Source organism: Sporosarcina sp. P7 (assembly GCF_002743425.1).
GTDB lineage: Bacteria > Bacillota > Bacilli > Bacillales_A > Planococcaceae > Sporosarcina.
Genome location: NZ_PDZF01000001.1, coordinates 483,043 through 498,083 on the forward strand (window position 1 = coordinate 483,043; position 15,041 = coordinate 498,083).

12 protein-coding genes are annotated in these 15,041 nt (G+C 41.1%); 7 read left to right on the forward strand and 5 right to left on the reverse strand.

Annotated elements, in window-relative coordinates:
- Positions 1-14: 14 nt before the first annotated feature.
- The 5 genes from mnmE to rpmH form a co-directional block, all read right to left on the reverse strand.
- Entirely contained in the window at positions 15-1,400 is a 1,386-nt protein-coding gene (gene mnmE / locus CSV60_RS02550) for a tRNA uridine-5-carboxymethylaminomethyl(34) synthesis GTPase MnmE (RefSeq protein ID WP_099632562.1), read from the reverse strand.
- 404 nt (positions 1,401-1,804) lie between these two features.
- Positions 1,805-2,629, reverse strand: a complete 825-nt coding sequence (jag, locus tag CSV60_RS02555; RefSeq protein WP_099635884.1) for an RNA-binding cell elongation regulator Jag/EloR — start codon at positions 2,627-2,629, stop codon at positions 1,805-1,807.
- Positions 2,626-3,399, reverse strand: a complete 774-nt coding sequence (gene yidC / locus CSV60_RS02560) for a membrane protein insertase YidC (protein WP_099635885.1) — start codon at positions 3,397-3,399, stop codon at positions 2,626-2,628. Before yidC ends, jag begins: the two co-directional genes overlap by 4 nt.
- A gap of 97 nt (positions 3,400-3,496) precedes the next feature.
- Positions 3,497-3,835 (reverse strand): ribonuclease P protein component, encoded by a 339-nt coding sequence (gene rnpA, locus CSV60_RS02565; protein ID WP_099632559.1) that lies wholly within the window; start codon positions 3,833-3,835, stop codon positions 3,497-3,499.
- Positions 3,836-3,955: 120 nt separating this feature from the next.
- Complete coding sequence (gene rpmH / locus CSV60_RS02570) at positions 3,956-4,090, reverse strand: 50S ribosomal protein L34 (protein WP_029054388.1); 135 nt, start codon at positions 4,088-4,090, stop codon at positions 3,956-3,958.
- Positions 4,091-4,595: 505 nt separating this feature from the next.
- On the opposite strand from rpmH, the gene dnaA reads away from it, so the two are divergent.
- The 7 genes from dnaA (at position 4,596) to CSV60_RS02605 (ending at position 14,531) form a co-directional block, all read left to right on the forward strand.
- The gene (gene dnaA / locus CSV60_RS02575) at positions 4,596-5,945 is read left to right on the forward strand and encodes a chromosomal replication initiator protein DnaA (RefSeq protein WP_099635886.1); all 1,350 of its coding nucleotides are present in this window, start codon (positions 4,596-4,598) and stop codon (positions 5,943-5,945) included.
- A gap of 171 nt (positions 5,946-6,116) precedes the next feature.
- Positions 6,117-7,253 (forward strand): DNA polymerase III subunit beta, encoded by a 1,137-nt coding sequence (gene dnaN / locus CSV60_RS02580; RefSeq protein ID WP_099632557.1) that lies wholly within the window; start codon positions 6,117-6,119, stop codon positions 7,251-7,253.
- 120 nt (positions 7,254-7,373) lie between these two features.
- A complete protein-coding gene (yaaA, locus tag CSV60_RS02585; protein ID WP_099632556.1) occupies positions 7,374-7,613 on the forward strand; it encodes a S4 domain-containing protein YaaA in 240 nt (79 codons plus the stop codon).
- Complete coding sequence (recF, locus tag CSV60_RS02590) at positions 7,603-8,721, forward strand: DNA replication/repair protein RecF (RefSeq protein WP_099635887.1); 1,119 nt, start codon at positions 7,603-7,605, stop codon at positions 8,719-8,721. The genes yaaA and recF overlap by 11 nt, the downstream gene beginning before the upstream one ends.
- 48 nt (positions 8,722-8,769) lie before the next feature.
- Positions 8,770-10,692, forward strand: coding sequence for a DNA topoisomerase (ATP-hydrolyzing) subunit B (gyrB, locus tag CSV60_RS02595; protein WP_233189518.1), 1,923 nt, complete (start codon positions 8,770-8,772; stop codon positions 10,690-10,692).
- Between the two features lie 69 nt (positions 10,693-10,761).
- Positions 10,762-13,278 (forward strand): DNA gyrase subunit A, encoded by a 2,517-nt coding sequence (gene gyrA / locus CSV60_RS02600; protein WP_099635889.1) that lies wholly within the window; start codon positions 10,762-10,764, stop codon positions 13,276-13,278.
- 131 nt (positions 13,279-13,409) lie between these two features.
- Positions 13,410-14,531 carry an HD-GYP domain-containing protein gene (locus tag CSV60_RS02605; RefSeq protein ID WP_099635890.1) on the forward strand — a complete coding sequence of 374 codons (1,122 nt, stop codon included), beginning with the start codon at positions 13,410-13,412 and terminating at the stop codon, positions 14,529-14,531.
- Positions 14,532-15,041: the final 510 nt, after the last annotated feature.

The window sequence follows — 15,041 nt, forward strand, 5'->3', positions numbered from 1 at the left end:
CATTTATAAAATCATTATTTTCCGAGGCAGAACTTCGAGAACAACTCTTTAATTAAACTATCTTGAACGGTATCTCCGATGATTTCACCGAGAATTTCCCATGTACGTGTTACGTCTATTTGAATCATGTCAATAGGAACACCTACCTGCGCTGCTTGTACCGCATCGTCAATCGTATTGCGTGCTTGTTTTAGTAACGAAATATGACGGGCATTGGATACATACGTCAGGTCATTGGATTCCAATGAACCTTCGAAGAACAGTGCAGCTATCGCTTCTTCCAACTCATTAATACCTTGCTCTTGCAATATAGAAGTAGTAATCACGCGATCTCTTCCTGCGACTTCATAGACTCGCTCTAGATCAATCTTTGCTGGTAAATCTGTTTTATTGACGATGACAAGCATATCCATACCGGCAACGGCTTCAAATAACCGTTCATCTTCGTCTGTTAACGCCTCAGAATTATTAACCATCAATAGAATGAGATCCGCTTCTTTCAATACCTTCCTTGAACGTTCCACACCAATCCGCTCGACAATGTCTTCCGTCTCCCGGATTCCTGCAGTATCGACAAGACGCAAAGGAACTCCACGAACGTTGACATACTCTTCTATAATATCACGGGTAGTACCCGCGACATCAGTAACGATCGCTTTGTTTTCTTGCACTAAGCTGTTGAGTAACGATGACTTTCCAACGTTCGGACGTCCAACAATTACGGTAGATAATCCTTCACGTAAGATCTTTCCTTGCTGTGATGTACGCAATAAATCATCAATTTGATTCATTACCCACGTTCCTTTTTCAACCATCAAAGGAATCGTCACTTCTTCTACATCATCATACTCTGGGTAATCTATATTAACTTCCACTTGTGCAAGTGTCTCGAGTAGCGCCTGTCGTAATTCACCGATCAAATGAGATAGTTTCCCCTCCATTTGATTGAGCGCAACGTTCATGGCCTTATCTGTTTTGGCCCTGATCAAATCCATAACGGCTTCAGCCTGGGATAAATCAATTCGACCATTAAGAAATGCTCGTTTAGTGAACTCGCCGGGTTCTGCTAATCTAGCCCCCTCCGTCAATACTAATTGGAGAACCCTATTGACGGAAGTGATGCCTCCGTGACAGTTAATCTCCACTATGTCTTCGCGCGTGAAAGTCTTTGGTGCTTTCATGATTGACACCATGACTTCTTCCACTAACTCTTCAGTGGCGGGATCGTGCAAATGTCCATAATGAATTGTGTGCGATGGTTGTTCGCAGAGTGGTTTGGCTGCCGGTGACTGAAATATACGGTCTGCAATCTTCCATGCTTCATCGCCGCTCAGACGAACGATGGCAATCGCTCCTTCTCCCATGGGAGTGGAAATGGCGGCTATCGTATCAAAATGCAAGTTTTTCACCTTCCTGGCTTTGTTGTGCACATGTGCATATCTTTTATAGCGAATACTACTTTCTAACAACCTATATTATCATAAATCGTCGGAATCTCCTAGCACGCGAATTTAAAACGTGTGGATAAATTCAGGAATTTTGAACTAAGCGTCATGGTAATTTATCATGTGCTAGCAGTCGACAAAGAACACTGTCGTTTCAAGCTTTCTAGTGTAGAAAGTTTCTTAAAGAAAAATGTGGGATGGGGAAAATAATCCGGGAAATGGATGTGATTTTAGGTTGGAATTTGAAGTACCATAAGGTGTACCTTAGTTAGACGCGTAACGCATTATACTTACTAAATAGTTTTCCATATTTTCGATGACAATAAAAAAACCCGCAGAAAACCTCTGCGGGATTAGTCTTATTCGATTCCTTTAATGACGATGTGTCGGTATGGGTCCTTTCCTTCCGAGAATGTCTCAATATCGAGTCTGAGTAACAACGCATTATGGATGACTTTTCTCTCGTAGGAAGGCATAGGTTCAAGCGCAACCTGACGTTTTGTACGTACTGCACGGTCCGCCATCCGATCTGCCAGTTGCTCGAGCGATTGCTCGCGGCGCTCACGGTAATCTGCAACATTTACTCTAACAATTTTGAATTGTTTTGTTGCTTTATTGGCTACGAGTTGCGCTAATTGCTGGATTGCATTAAGCGTTTGCCCTCTTTTACCTATTAAGAATGCGGCTTTATTACTTTCAAGCTGGAAGTTGATGTACTTCCCTTTGGTTTCGCACGTAATCACCAAGTCTTCAATGCCCATTTCTTTGGCCATGTCCTCAATGTACTGCTTCGTTTCTTCAATAGCATCTTTTTCATTGTGGATGTTGGTTTCCTGTACTCTTGTAATTTCCTTTGTATCCACGACGTGTTCCGATTGCTCAGCTTTAGTTTCAGGCTGCTGAACCACTTCCTGTGTTTCAGTAACGGAGGCTAATATTTCACTTTCATCTGTAAGCGTCTGTGCTGGTTCAGTTACTCGTGTGACATGAAGTTTAGGCTCTGGCTCTGATTTCTCTAGGACGGTTACCAGGACTTCTGCTTGTTTTACGCCAAAACCAAGAAAACCTTTCCTGCCGTTTTCCACTACCTGTACCTCTACTTGATCTTTTGTTACACCTAGGTCCTGTAAAGCTGATTCTATAGCTAGCTCAACGGTTGCTGCCCTTTGTGTAAGTTGTTTCATTTCTTTTTCCCTCCTGCTTTCACTACTTCGACGTTTTTTGGTTTATCGAACGGCTTGTAAATGAAAATGTTTTGGAGCAGTGAAATGATATTTCCGACGATCCAGTATAAAGCAAGAGCTGCCGGTAAGAATGAACCGAATACCATGATCATAAATGGCATGATGTACATCATCATCTTCATTTGTGGGTTATCCATTGCAGGTCCTGTACGTAGAACCGTTAATTGGAACAATCCAGCGATGATAGCAAATAAAATACTTGGTGAACCAAGTGCAACGCCTAGGAAGTTACCTAACTCAATCGTTGGTGTGGCATTCATCCGGCTGATGGCGTGGTAGAAACCAATAAATATTGGCATCTGAATGATAACTGGTAGACATCCTGCAACGGGATTGATCTTTTCGTTGATCATAATCTGTTGCATTTCCTCTTGGTACTTTTTCTGTGTGACAGCATCTTTTGATTTATATTTCTCTTTCAATGCTTTTAGTTTTGGCTGTAATTCCTGCATACGCTTCGAACTTTTCGTTTGTTGAATAATCAATGGAAGCAATGCAGTACGAATAATTGCTGTAACGACGATAATGGCTAGTCCATAAGTTCCGAGCCAGGATTTGAATTTCATAATCAATGTAACAAGTGGCCAAACAATATATTCGTTCCAAATTCCCGTACTCTCTGCCGTAATTGGCTTTTGGAATTCCGAACAACCTGCCATAAAGACGGCAACTACAACAAGTAGTGAAAGGAACACTAATTTCTTTTTCAATGTTTTTTCCCCCAAACAGTCGCAAGATCATTATAAAAGTTTTTTTCAGTGTAACATGATGTCTTTAATCGTTCTATATCTAGGTAGAGCTTTGATTTCACTTAAAGACTTTTGCAATTTTTAGAACATGTCTCAGATTTTTTTTGGCCGTATGGAAATCAAGCGTGGCGGCTTGATTTCTTGCGATAATAACATAATCTAGATCAGGCTTGATCTCATCATTCATTTCCAGAAACGACTGTCGAATATAGCGCTTAATCCTGTTACGCGTGACAGCATTACCGACCTTTTTGCTGACGGATAGGCCAATTCTGAACTCTTGCTGGTCTTCCTTCTTATAGGTATAGACAATAAACTGTCGGTTAGCAAAGGACTTTCCTTTTTTAAATACCGTTTGAAATTCTTTATTTTTTTTTATTCGCTGGCTTTTTTTCACAATAACACCTGCTTTAATTTTCTACCGTCGTAATCTACTGATCAGCTATTATGGAAGAGACCCACTATTCTTTTCGAATCGCACGAATAGCTAAAAAAAAGACCACTGATGTCAGTGGCCTTATGCTGAAAGAACTTTTCTTCCTTTACGACGACGAGCTGCTAAGATTCTACGGCCGTTTTTCGAACTCATTCTTTGGCGGAAGCCGTGGACTTTAGCGCGTTTACGTTTATTTGGTTGGAATGTACGTTTCATTTCGTAAGACACCTCCTGCTTTGATTGTCTCTTTTCCTACTGTGACAGTCTTGAATAGTATAGCGATTCAGTAAAAGAATGTCAAAGCTTTTCTATTCCTTCGTTTGGGATCCACTTGTAATAACTTTCACTTTCACTAAAAACTTATCCACAGAAGTAGAATGTTTTATTCTGGATGAATTGTTCACGACTAAAATTGTGGATTTTTTAATCCGGCAATTGTCGACAAGTTTTTCACATATTCAGGCCTGTGGATAACCACTTTATGCACAGTTAATGGGATTGTGCATAAATCATCAGACTCCTTGTCAATAATCAGTTTCCCTGTTACAATTAAAAAGCTTTTGTTGTGTATACATTTTATAACTAAAATCTTATCCACATATGTGAATACAGTGTGGATAGTTTTTTCAACACTTTTCGATAATTTTTATCCACAGCCCTGGATACTGTGCATAAGCGGATTCCGGGCTTTTTAATATTTCATTGTAAAGGAGGCGCACGATTGGAAAATCTATCAGGTTTATGGGAGCAAGTATTAAAGAATATTGAAGCTAGGGTTTCGAAGCCTAGTTTTGAAACGTGGTTAAAGTCGACTAAATTGCTAACGTATGAAGCAGAACACGCAACTATTTCTGTTCCAAACTCATTCGCCAAAGATTGGCTTGAAACGCATTACGTCCATTTAATCACGGGGATTTTATCCGAACTGACAGGTGAAGATCGAATCGTTGAGTTTATTGTTCCGCAAGACGTGGCAGAGAACGATATTAAATTGCCAAAAACACAGCCAAAACCAGTAGAAAAAACACCAATGGCCAACTCGGCTGGAATGCTAAATCCGAAGTATACCTTTGACACGTTCGTTATTGGGTCCGGTAATCGCTTTGCGCATGCAGCTTCATTAGCAGTTGCTGAAGCACCTGCCAAAGCCTATAATCCGCTCTTTATATATGGAGGAGTCGGGTTGGGAAAGACACACTTAATGCATGCAATCGGTCATTATGTACTGGAGCAAAATCCTGCATTGAAAGTTGTGTATTTATCATCTGAAAAATTCACGAATGAATTTATTAACTCCATACGAGACAATAAAGCCGGGGATTTCAGAGACCGTTACCGCAGTGTAGACGTCCTGTTAATTGACGATATTCAATTCATAGCTGGAAAAGAACAAACGCAGGAAGAGTTCTTCCATACATTTAATACTTTGCATGAAGAATCAAAGCAAATTATCATTTCCAGTGATCGTCCACCAAAAGAGATCCCTACACTGGAAGATCGTTTACGTTCCCGCTTTGAATGGGGACTGATTACAGACATTGCACCGCCTGATCTTGAAACGAGAATTGCAATACTACGTAAAAAGGCGAAGGCAGATGGTTTAATCGACATTTCAAACGACGTCATGTTGTACATTGCTAACCAAATTGACACCAATATTAGAGAACTTGAAGGGGCGCTGATCCGTGTCGTCGCTTACTCTTCACTAGTAAATGCAGATGTCACTACTGATTTGGCGGCCGAGGCATTAAAAGATATTATTCCAAATTCCCGTCCGCGTATTATATCCATTCTAGACATCCAAAAGGCTGTCGGAGAGCACTTTAACATTAGGTTGGAAGACTTTGTAGCGAAAAAAAGGACCCGAGCTATAGCATTCCCACGTCAAGTTGCAATGTATTTATCAAGAGAACTGACAGACTCCTCTTTACCGAAGATTGGTTCAGAGTTTGGCGGTCGTGATCATTCAACTGTTATTCATGCGCATGAGAAGATTTCCAAACAGCTCGACGAAGACAAAGCATTGCTACAAGACGTCCAGGATATTAAAAAGGTTTTAGGAAGAGCCTAATGAACTGTGGATAACTGTGGACAAGTAGTGCAAGCTCATCCACTTGTTATGCACATGTGGGAAACTATGACTCTCATACATTTGAAAGGCTTTTCCACATATCCACAGGCCCTACTACTATTACTACTATATTTAATTACTTAATTCTTATTATATAAGCGAGGTATCGATATGCAGTTTGAAATTATGAGAGATAGATTATTGGATGGATTAAGCGATGTTGTCAAAGCAATCAGTTCAAAAGTGACAACGCCTATTTTGACAGGTATCAAATTAGAAATTACTGAAAAGGGATTGACGATGACTGGAAGTGATTCAGATATTACGATATCCACTTTCATACCAGCAGAAGAAGACGGCACACAGATTATTCAAATGATCCAACCAGGCACTTTAGTGTTACAAGCAAAGGTCTTTAACGAGATTATTCGCAAACTACCAACGAATGAAGTGATGGTTGAGTTACGTGACGGAATGAAAACACATATTCGTTCTGGACAGTCCGAATTTCATATTATTGCCCAAAGTGCTGATGAATATCCTATATTGCCCGATGTAAAAGATGCGGAGCGTTTTGAAATGCCTGCTGACTTGATGAAATCACTTATTAGAGAGACGGTATTTGCAGTATCCCAACAAGAGACCCGTCCAGTTCTGACAGGTGTTCAATGGATTATGAAAGAGCAAGAGCTTTACTGTATCGCAACGGATAGTCATAGATTGGCCAGAAGGATCGTGACACCCGAGATTCAAGCAAGCTCGCCATTTAATGCAGTTATTCCAGGAAAAAGTCTTCAGGAACTAAGCAAAATATTGCCTGACGACGCTACGACAGTAGAAATTTTTATTGCGAATCAACAAGTATTATTCAAGCTCCATAATGTCTTGTTCTATTCAAGACTATTGGAGGGGAATTACCCTGACACATCACGTCTAATTCCCACTGAATACAAAACATCCATTACGATAAATGGACGTAATTTATTGCAAGCGATTGATCGTGCATCTTTATTAGCTCGTGAAGATCGGAATAATATCGTGCACTTCTCAACAGACGGTAGTCCACATGTGCAAATCTCTTCTAACTCGCCAGACGTCGGAAATGTAGAAGAGTTGGTAGAAGCTGTGCATATCGAAGGTGAACCTTTGAAAATCTCTTTCAGCGCGAAATATATGATGGATGCCTTGAAAGCAATTGATGGCCAAGATCTAAAGATTCACTTCACTGGCAGCATGCGTCCGTTCATCTTGAAGTCAATTGATAGCGAAGCCATTCTACAATTAATTTTACCGGTTAGAACGTTTTAATCCGTAACTAAAGAAAATATCTCGCAATAAGGTAGTCAACATGTTGGCTACCTTTTTACTTATTGCAAAAAGTTAGGTAAACTAGAGGGACAGAATATTTTATGAGGGATTGAATTAAAAATGGAGACAGTACAGTTTGATACAGAATATATAACGCTAGGCCAATTATTAAAAATGACGAATGTTATTAGCTCAGGCGGAATGGCTAAATGGTTTTTAGGTGAAAACATTGTTTACGTAAACGGTGAGCCAGAACAACGACGAGGTAAGAAATTATATGACGGAGATGTAGTAAATATTCCGGGTGCAGGAAAATTCAAACTGTCAGCGGATGAATCTGGACAGTCGGATGCATATTGATCGGCTTAAACTAACGAACTATCGAAATTATGAGTCCCTGGAATTAAAATTCTCGCCTACGATGAATGTATTGATCGGTGAAAACGCACAGGGAAAAACCAATGTCATGGAGGCCATTTATGTATTGGCGATGGCAAAATCTCATCGCACATCTAATGATCGTGAACTTATACGTTGGGAACAAGAGTGTGGTAAAATAGAAGGGGATGTCCAACGTAAATTTGGATATATGCCGTTAGAGCTGACGATTTCCAAAAAGGGAAAAAAGGCTAGAGTCAATCATTTAGAACAAAACCGTTTGAGTATGTACGTCGGCCAGATGAATGTAGTCATGTTTGCGCCTGAAGATTTAAATATCGTAAAGGGCAGCCCTCAGCTGCGCAGGCGTTTTTTAGATATGGAAATTGGACAGATCTCAAGAGTCTATTTGCACGACTTGGTCAATTTCCAAAAGATATTAAAGCAACGGAATGCCTTGTTAAAGGCAAATCGAGGTAAATTGGATCTTCAAGATGTTATGTTCGATATTTACACGGAACAGTATATTCAAGTGGCGGTTCAAATTATTCGAAAGCGTTTTTATTTTATGGAATTGCTACAAAAGTGGGCAAATCCGATCCATCAAGGAATTTCACGTGGTCTTGAAACACTAGAAGTTTCATATGGGACTTTAAAAGACCTACATTCTGGGCAGACTGCTGAAGAGATGGAGACAATTTTTGCCGATCAGTTAAAAAGTGTGCGAAGACGCGAATTAGAACGAGGACTTACATTGATAGGTCCACATCGTGATGATTTGCAGTTTTTTGTCAATGGGTACGATATTCAGACATTCGGTTCGCAGGGGCAGCAACGGACGACCGCCCTTTCTTTGAAACTCGCGGAAATCGAGTTAGTAAAACAAGAAGTGGGCGAGACTCCAATTTTATTGCTTGATGATGTGTTATCGGAATTGGATGATTACCGACAGTCACATTTGCTCAGTACTATGCAGGGACAAGTACAAACATTTGTGACGACAACCAATATCGCGGGAATAGATCATAATACGATCCAGGAAGCAGCCATTTTTGAAGTGCATGACGGATACGTTTCGCAGAGAGAATAATTGGTTGTGGTTTGATAGTTTTGGAAAGGAAAGGTGAAAACCTTGGCAATGGAAGAAAAGGATATGCAGACAGCTTATGATGCGAGTCAGATACAAGTGTTGGAAGGCCTTGAAGCTGTCCGTAAACGTCCTGGTATGTATATTGGGACAACGAGTGCAAAAGGGCTTCATCATCTCGTATGGGAAATTGTAGACAATAGTATCGACGAAGCTCTCGCAGGTTATTGTGACCATATTGAAGTAACGATAGAGAAAGATAACTGGATTAAGGTATCCGATAATGGTCGTGGAATTCCAGTAGGCATTCAGGAATCAACGGGTAGACCAGCTGTTGAAGTCATCATGACTGTACTCCACGCAGGGGGTAAGTTCGGCGGTGGTGGATATAAAGTTTCTGGCGGTTTGCACGGCGTAGGATCTTCAGTCGTCAATGCTTTGTCAGAGAAGACAGAAGTCTACGTTAAAGTGGATAAAAAATTATATGCAATTGAGTTTTCTAGAGGCCCTGTCTCAAAGGAGCTTGAAGTCATTGGTGAATCGGATGAGACCGGCACTACAATTCGTTTCAAGGCGGATCCCGAGATCTTTACCGAAACAACGGTATACGAGTACGACATATTAGCAACACGTTTGCGTGAACTTGCCTACTTGAACCGTGGTCTGCGTATTACCATTACCGATGAACGTGGCGAAGAACCTGTATCCGAAGTGTTTCACTATGAAGGTGGGATTAAATCCTATGTCCAGCATTTGAATGAAAAAAAAGAGCCGATTTTTGAAGACCCCATTTACATTGAAGGCGAACGCGATGGTATTACCGTTGAGGTCGCTATGCAATACAACAGCGGCTACGGTGAAAACTTATTGTCATTTGCTAATAATATTCATACGTATGAAGGTGGAACACACGAGCAAGGCTTCAAAACTGCATTAACTCGCGTGATTAACGACTATGCACGTAAAAATGGCTTATTGAAAGAGTCAGAAGACAATCTGACGGGAGACGACGTGCGTGAAGGACTGACGGCTATCGTCTCAATCAAGCACCCTGATCCTCAATTTGAAGGCCAAACAAAAACGAAATTGGGTAACTCAGAAGTCAGCACCATTACGAATTCATTGTTTTCCGAAGCGCTGCAACGTTTCTTAATTGAAAATCCAGTAGTAGCGCGTCAGGTAGTTGGCAAGAGTACGATGGCGGCAAGAGCACGTATGGCTGCGAAGAACGCCCGTGAATTGACACGTCGAAAATCAGCGTTGGAAATCTCGAGTTTACCAGGGAAACTATCAGATTGCTCTTCAAGGGATCCAGCTATCAGTGAGTTGTATATTGTTGAGGGTGATTCTGCCGGAGGATCGGCGAAGAATGGTCGTGATCGTCACTTTCAGGCGATCTTGCCATTACGAGGAAAAATTCTCAATGTCGAAAAAGCACGTTTGGACCGTATTCTTGGAAACGCAGAGATTCGTATGATCATTACGGCACTCGGTACAGGGATTGGTCCCGAATTTAACTTGGATAAAGCTCGTTACCATAAGCTTGTCATCATGACAGATGCCGACGTTGATGGTGCCCATATTCGTACGTTATTATTAACCTTCTTCTTCCGTTTCATGCGTCCGCTAATTGAAGCAGGTTACGTATATATTGCTCAGCCGCCACTTTATCGTGTGCGCTCAGGAAAAAGAGAAGAGTATTGTTATGATGAAGAAGCATTGCAGGAGATCCTGAGCAGTATGCCCGCCTCGCCGAAACCAGATATCACGCGATACAAAGGTTTAGGTGAGATGAATCCCGAGCAACTATGGGAAACAACAATGGATCCTGATAAACGCACATTCTTGCAGGTCCGTATGGATGATGCAGTGGAAGCAAATGAAACGTTTGAAGAATTAATGGGCGATGAAGTAGAGCCACGCAGAAAGTTCATTGAAGATAATGCAGTTTACGTGCAAAACATTGATACTTGATGAATCGTAAACGGCTTATAAAGCAATGACTGAACTTATAGATGTAAGTGGTGAAAGGAGCATGACAACATGGCAGATTTGCCAAAAGGCGGAGTGCAGGAAATAAATATCAATACAGAAATGAAGACCTCATTTCTAAACTATGCGATGAGCGTAATCGTTTCTCGTGCCCTTCCAGATGTTCGAGATGGTTTAAAGCCCGTACATCGCCGCATTTTGTATGCTATGCATGATTTGGGTATCACTGCGGAAAAACCGCATAAAAAGTCAGCACGTATCGTAGGGGACGTTATTGGTAAGTACCACCCGCATGGTGATAGTGCGGTATATGACACGATGGTACGGATGGCTCAAGATTTCAGTTATCGCTACATGCTAGTAGATGGACACGGTAACTTTGGTTCTGTTGATGGTGACGGAGCAGCTGCAATGCGTTATACAGAGTCACGTATGTCGCGTATCGCGATGGAATTGTTGCGTGATATCAATAAAAATACGATCGACTTCCAAGCAAACTATGATGAGCAGGAAAAAGAACCTGCTGTCTTGCCAGGTCGTTATCCGAATTTGTTGGTAAATGGTACATCGGGAATTGCCGTAGGTATGGCAACAAACATCCCACCTCATCACCTTGGTGAAACGATTGACGCTGTACTTGCTTTGGCAGAGAATAGCGCAATCACAACCGAAGAATTAATGGAAATCATTCCAGGCCCCGATTTCCCAACTGGCGGTATAATTCTCGGCCGTAGTGGCATTCGTCGCGCTTATGAAACAGGTCGTGGTTCACTGATCATCCGCGGTAGGGCGGAAATAGAGACGGCTGCAAATGGTCGTGAAACAATTATTGTCAATGAAATTCCTTTCCAAGTGAATAAGGCTAAGTTAATTGAAAAAATTGCAGAGCTTGTGCGTGATAAGAAGATTGACGGTATCACACACTTAGCAGATGAATCAGACCGTACAGGTATGCGTATTGTTATTGAAGTACGGCGGGATGCCAATGCCAACGTATTGTTGAACAATCTGTATAAACAAACTGCCTTGCAGACTAGTTTTGGGATCAATATGCTAGCACTGGTAGACAAGCAACCAAAAGTATTGTCATTGAAAGAAATTCTATACCATTACTTAGAACACCAGAAGGTAGTCATTCGCCGTCGTACACAATTTGATTTGAACAAAGCGGAGGACCGTGCACATATCTTGGAAGGATTACGTATAGCGCTTGATCATATCGATCAGATCATTGCACTAATCCGTGCATCCAAAACAACGGCTGAAGCGAAAGCGAACTTAATGGAGACATTCGAGTTATCTGATCGCCAGTCCCAAGCTATTCTTGATATGCGTTTGCAACGTTTGACTGGACTAGAACGAGACAAAATTGAGTCCGAATATCAAGAGTTGCTGACACTTATTGCTGAATTACGTGCAATTTTAGCGGATGAGCTAAAACTGATTGAGATAATCCGTGAAGAATTGAATGAAATTAAAGAGCGTTTTGCCGACGAACGTCGAACGGAGATTATGCTTGGCGGTTCCGAAATGCTCGAAGATGAAGATTTGATTCCAGTGGAAAACTCCATTGTGACATTAACTCACCAAGGGTATATTAAGCGTCTACCAGCCAATACGTATCGCAGTCAGAGACGTGGTGGTCGTGGAATCCAAGGCATGGGCACGAATGAAGATGACTTTGTAGAGCATCTACTAAATACCTCCACGCATGACACAATTTTACTGTTTACGAGCAGAGGCCGTGTATTCCGTAAAAAAGGCTATGAAGTTCCTGAATACAGCCGAACTGCCAAGGGATTGCCGATCATTAACCTACTTGACTTCCAAAAAGGTGAAAAGGTTACAGCAATGATTCCGATTGACGAGTTTACTGAAGATCATTATTTATTCTTCTCAACAAGACAAGGTGTTATTAAACGTACGTCGATAATGGATTATGCCAATATTCGTGCAAACGGCCTGATAGCTTTAGGATTGCGTGAAGATGACGAACTGATCTCCGTTAGATCAACTGATGGCACGTCAGATATTGCGATCTGTACCAAACACGGCATGATGATTCGCTTTGATGAAGAAAGTATCCGTCCGCTCGGCAGAACCGCCGCCGGTGTACGTGGTATTAGATTGCGTCAAGAGGATGAAGTAATTGGCATGGATATCGTAGAAGCAGGAGACGATATTCTTGTAGTTACGGAAAAAGGATACGGTAAGCGCACACCTGAAAGTGAATACCGCTCCCAATCACGTGGCGGTTATGGATTGAAAACAATGCATATGACGGATCGAAATGGTGCTATTGTTGCGATGAAATCGGTTAACGGAGAAGAGGACTTGATGTTAATAACGATTCACGGAATCTTAATCCGTATGTCAATTGGCGATATCTCTATATTTGGTCGATCTACACAAGGCGTACGACTCATTCGATTGGCTGATGATGAACGTGTAGCAACGGTCGCAAAGGTAGAAAAGGATGATGACCTTGAAGATGAGTTGGACGATGAACTAGAAGACCACTTGGAAGTAACTGAAGAACAACAACCAGAGACAGACACAGAGGACTAAAGAAAAGTTATTGAAGGGGCGTTATACGTCACTTCAATAACTTTTTTGCTTTTGGTAGGAGATTTACTCAGATATCTATCCATATAATTGAGAATATTATATGATAATAGATAGAGCGAAGAGGAAAATAGGTGAAAACATTGGATGTTTACAAAGAGGTTAGTGAATTAAGACCGGGTAGTTTTCTAAAAGAGGATCTCTACGTTAATACAAGAAATCCAATAATGGCGAAAGGCACTAAGTTAATGCTAGAGCATTTTGAAATTCTCCATTCATTTGACATTACACGCGTGCTGGTCGAGTCAAAGGCACTCAGTAAGATAGAACAAGAATCGGTAGAGCAAGTGACTGATGTAAAACTAACTCCAGAGGTAGAAAAGTTGATGAGCCAAAGCGCCCCCAAAAAATTTAGATCTTTGGAAGCGCTATACGATGAAGCGGTAGAATCATACAGAAAAGAATTTGTCAGCTATAGATCTGGCAAAAAATTAGATGTTGCGGCAGTTCGTACAATTGTTTTACCTTTGATTCAAGCATTTTTGGAGAATAAGGAATATGTCAGAAGACTAAATGGGTTTGCTACATTGCAAAACTATCGTGCACATCACTCCATCAGTGTGGGCATTCTAGCGGCCTTGATAAGTGAAGCAATGGGGTATCCAAGAGGGCAAGTGCTACAAATTGGTATAGCAGGCGTACTGGCAGACAGTGGTATGGCGAAAATTGATGAGAAGATTATTGATAAAGTGGCTTTCCTGACAAGTGAAGAGTTAAGTGAAGTAAAAAAACATGTCATTCACAGTTTTCAAATGGTCAACGACTCTCCATTGGTACGTCAGGAAATGAAAGTAGCAATCCTGCAGCATCATGAGCGTTTTGACGGTAGTGGTTATCCGAGGGGACTAAAAGGACAGGAGATAACAGAAATCTCTCAAATACTGTCAGTGGCAGATGTGTACCACGCTATGGCATCCGAGCGGCCATACAGACAGAAGGAGAGTTCATTTAAAGTAATCGAGTTAATGAGGGAAGAAGAGTTTGGCAAGTTTGATATGAAGGTAATTGAAGTACTCCATGAATTGATCAACAAGCTGTCCATTGGAACAAAAGTAAAACTGACGACTGACGAAATAGCGGAGGTCATTTATTTGCACCGTGATTTCCCCTTACGTCCCATTGTTAAGATACTAGATACAGGCACACATGTTGATCTATCATCTAATAGAAAAATCTCTATTGTTAAGACTTTTTAATATAATAACTTAGTAAATGATATGGGAAATGAAGAAGATCGAGCGGGTACGGGGCTATTACACTACGGTAATACAGTAACTTCATATCCGCGTATCGTTGTAGGTACGCGGTTTTCAATATCTATTTAAAAGAATTAATAAAAAGGCTTGCATTCCTATAAACGCGGTGGTATATTTATAAGCGTCGTATCAAGCAGTCGCGAAAACATCAAACTTAACAAGAAAAACTTTTTAAGTAAAAGTGTTGACAACAAATTGATGAGATGTTAATATTAGAAAGTTGTCTCTTACGAGAGGCCAACCGAATGAACCTTGAAAACTGAACAGCAAAACGTTAACGAAATACAGTTTGTGCACCTAACGGTGACACAAACAAAAAATGAGTATCTTAATTGATGCCAGCAAATGAAACTCGAGCTAATCGAATTTTCATTTTACTGACTGACAAGATGTAGTGAAGTACTAGGAGATGAAGGAGAGAAGGAGGGAGCGTACTCAGGTACGTGACCG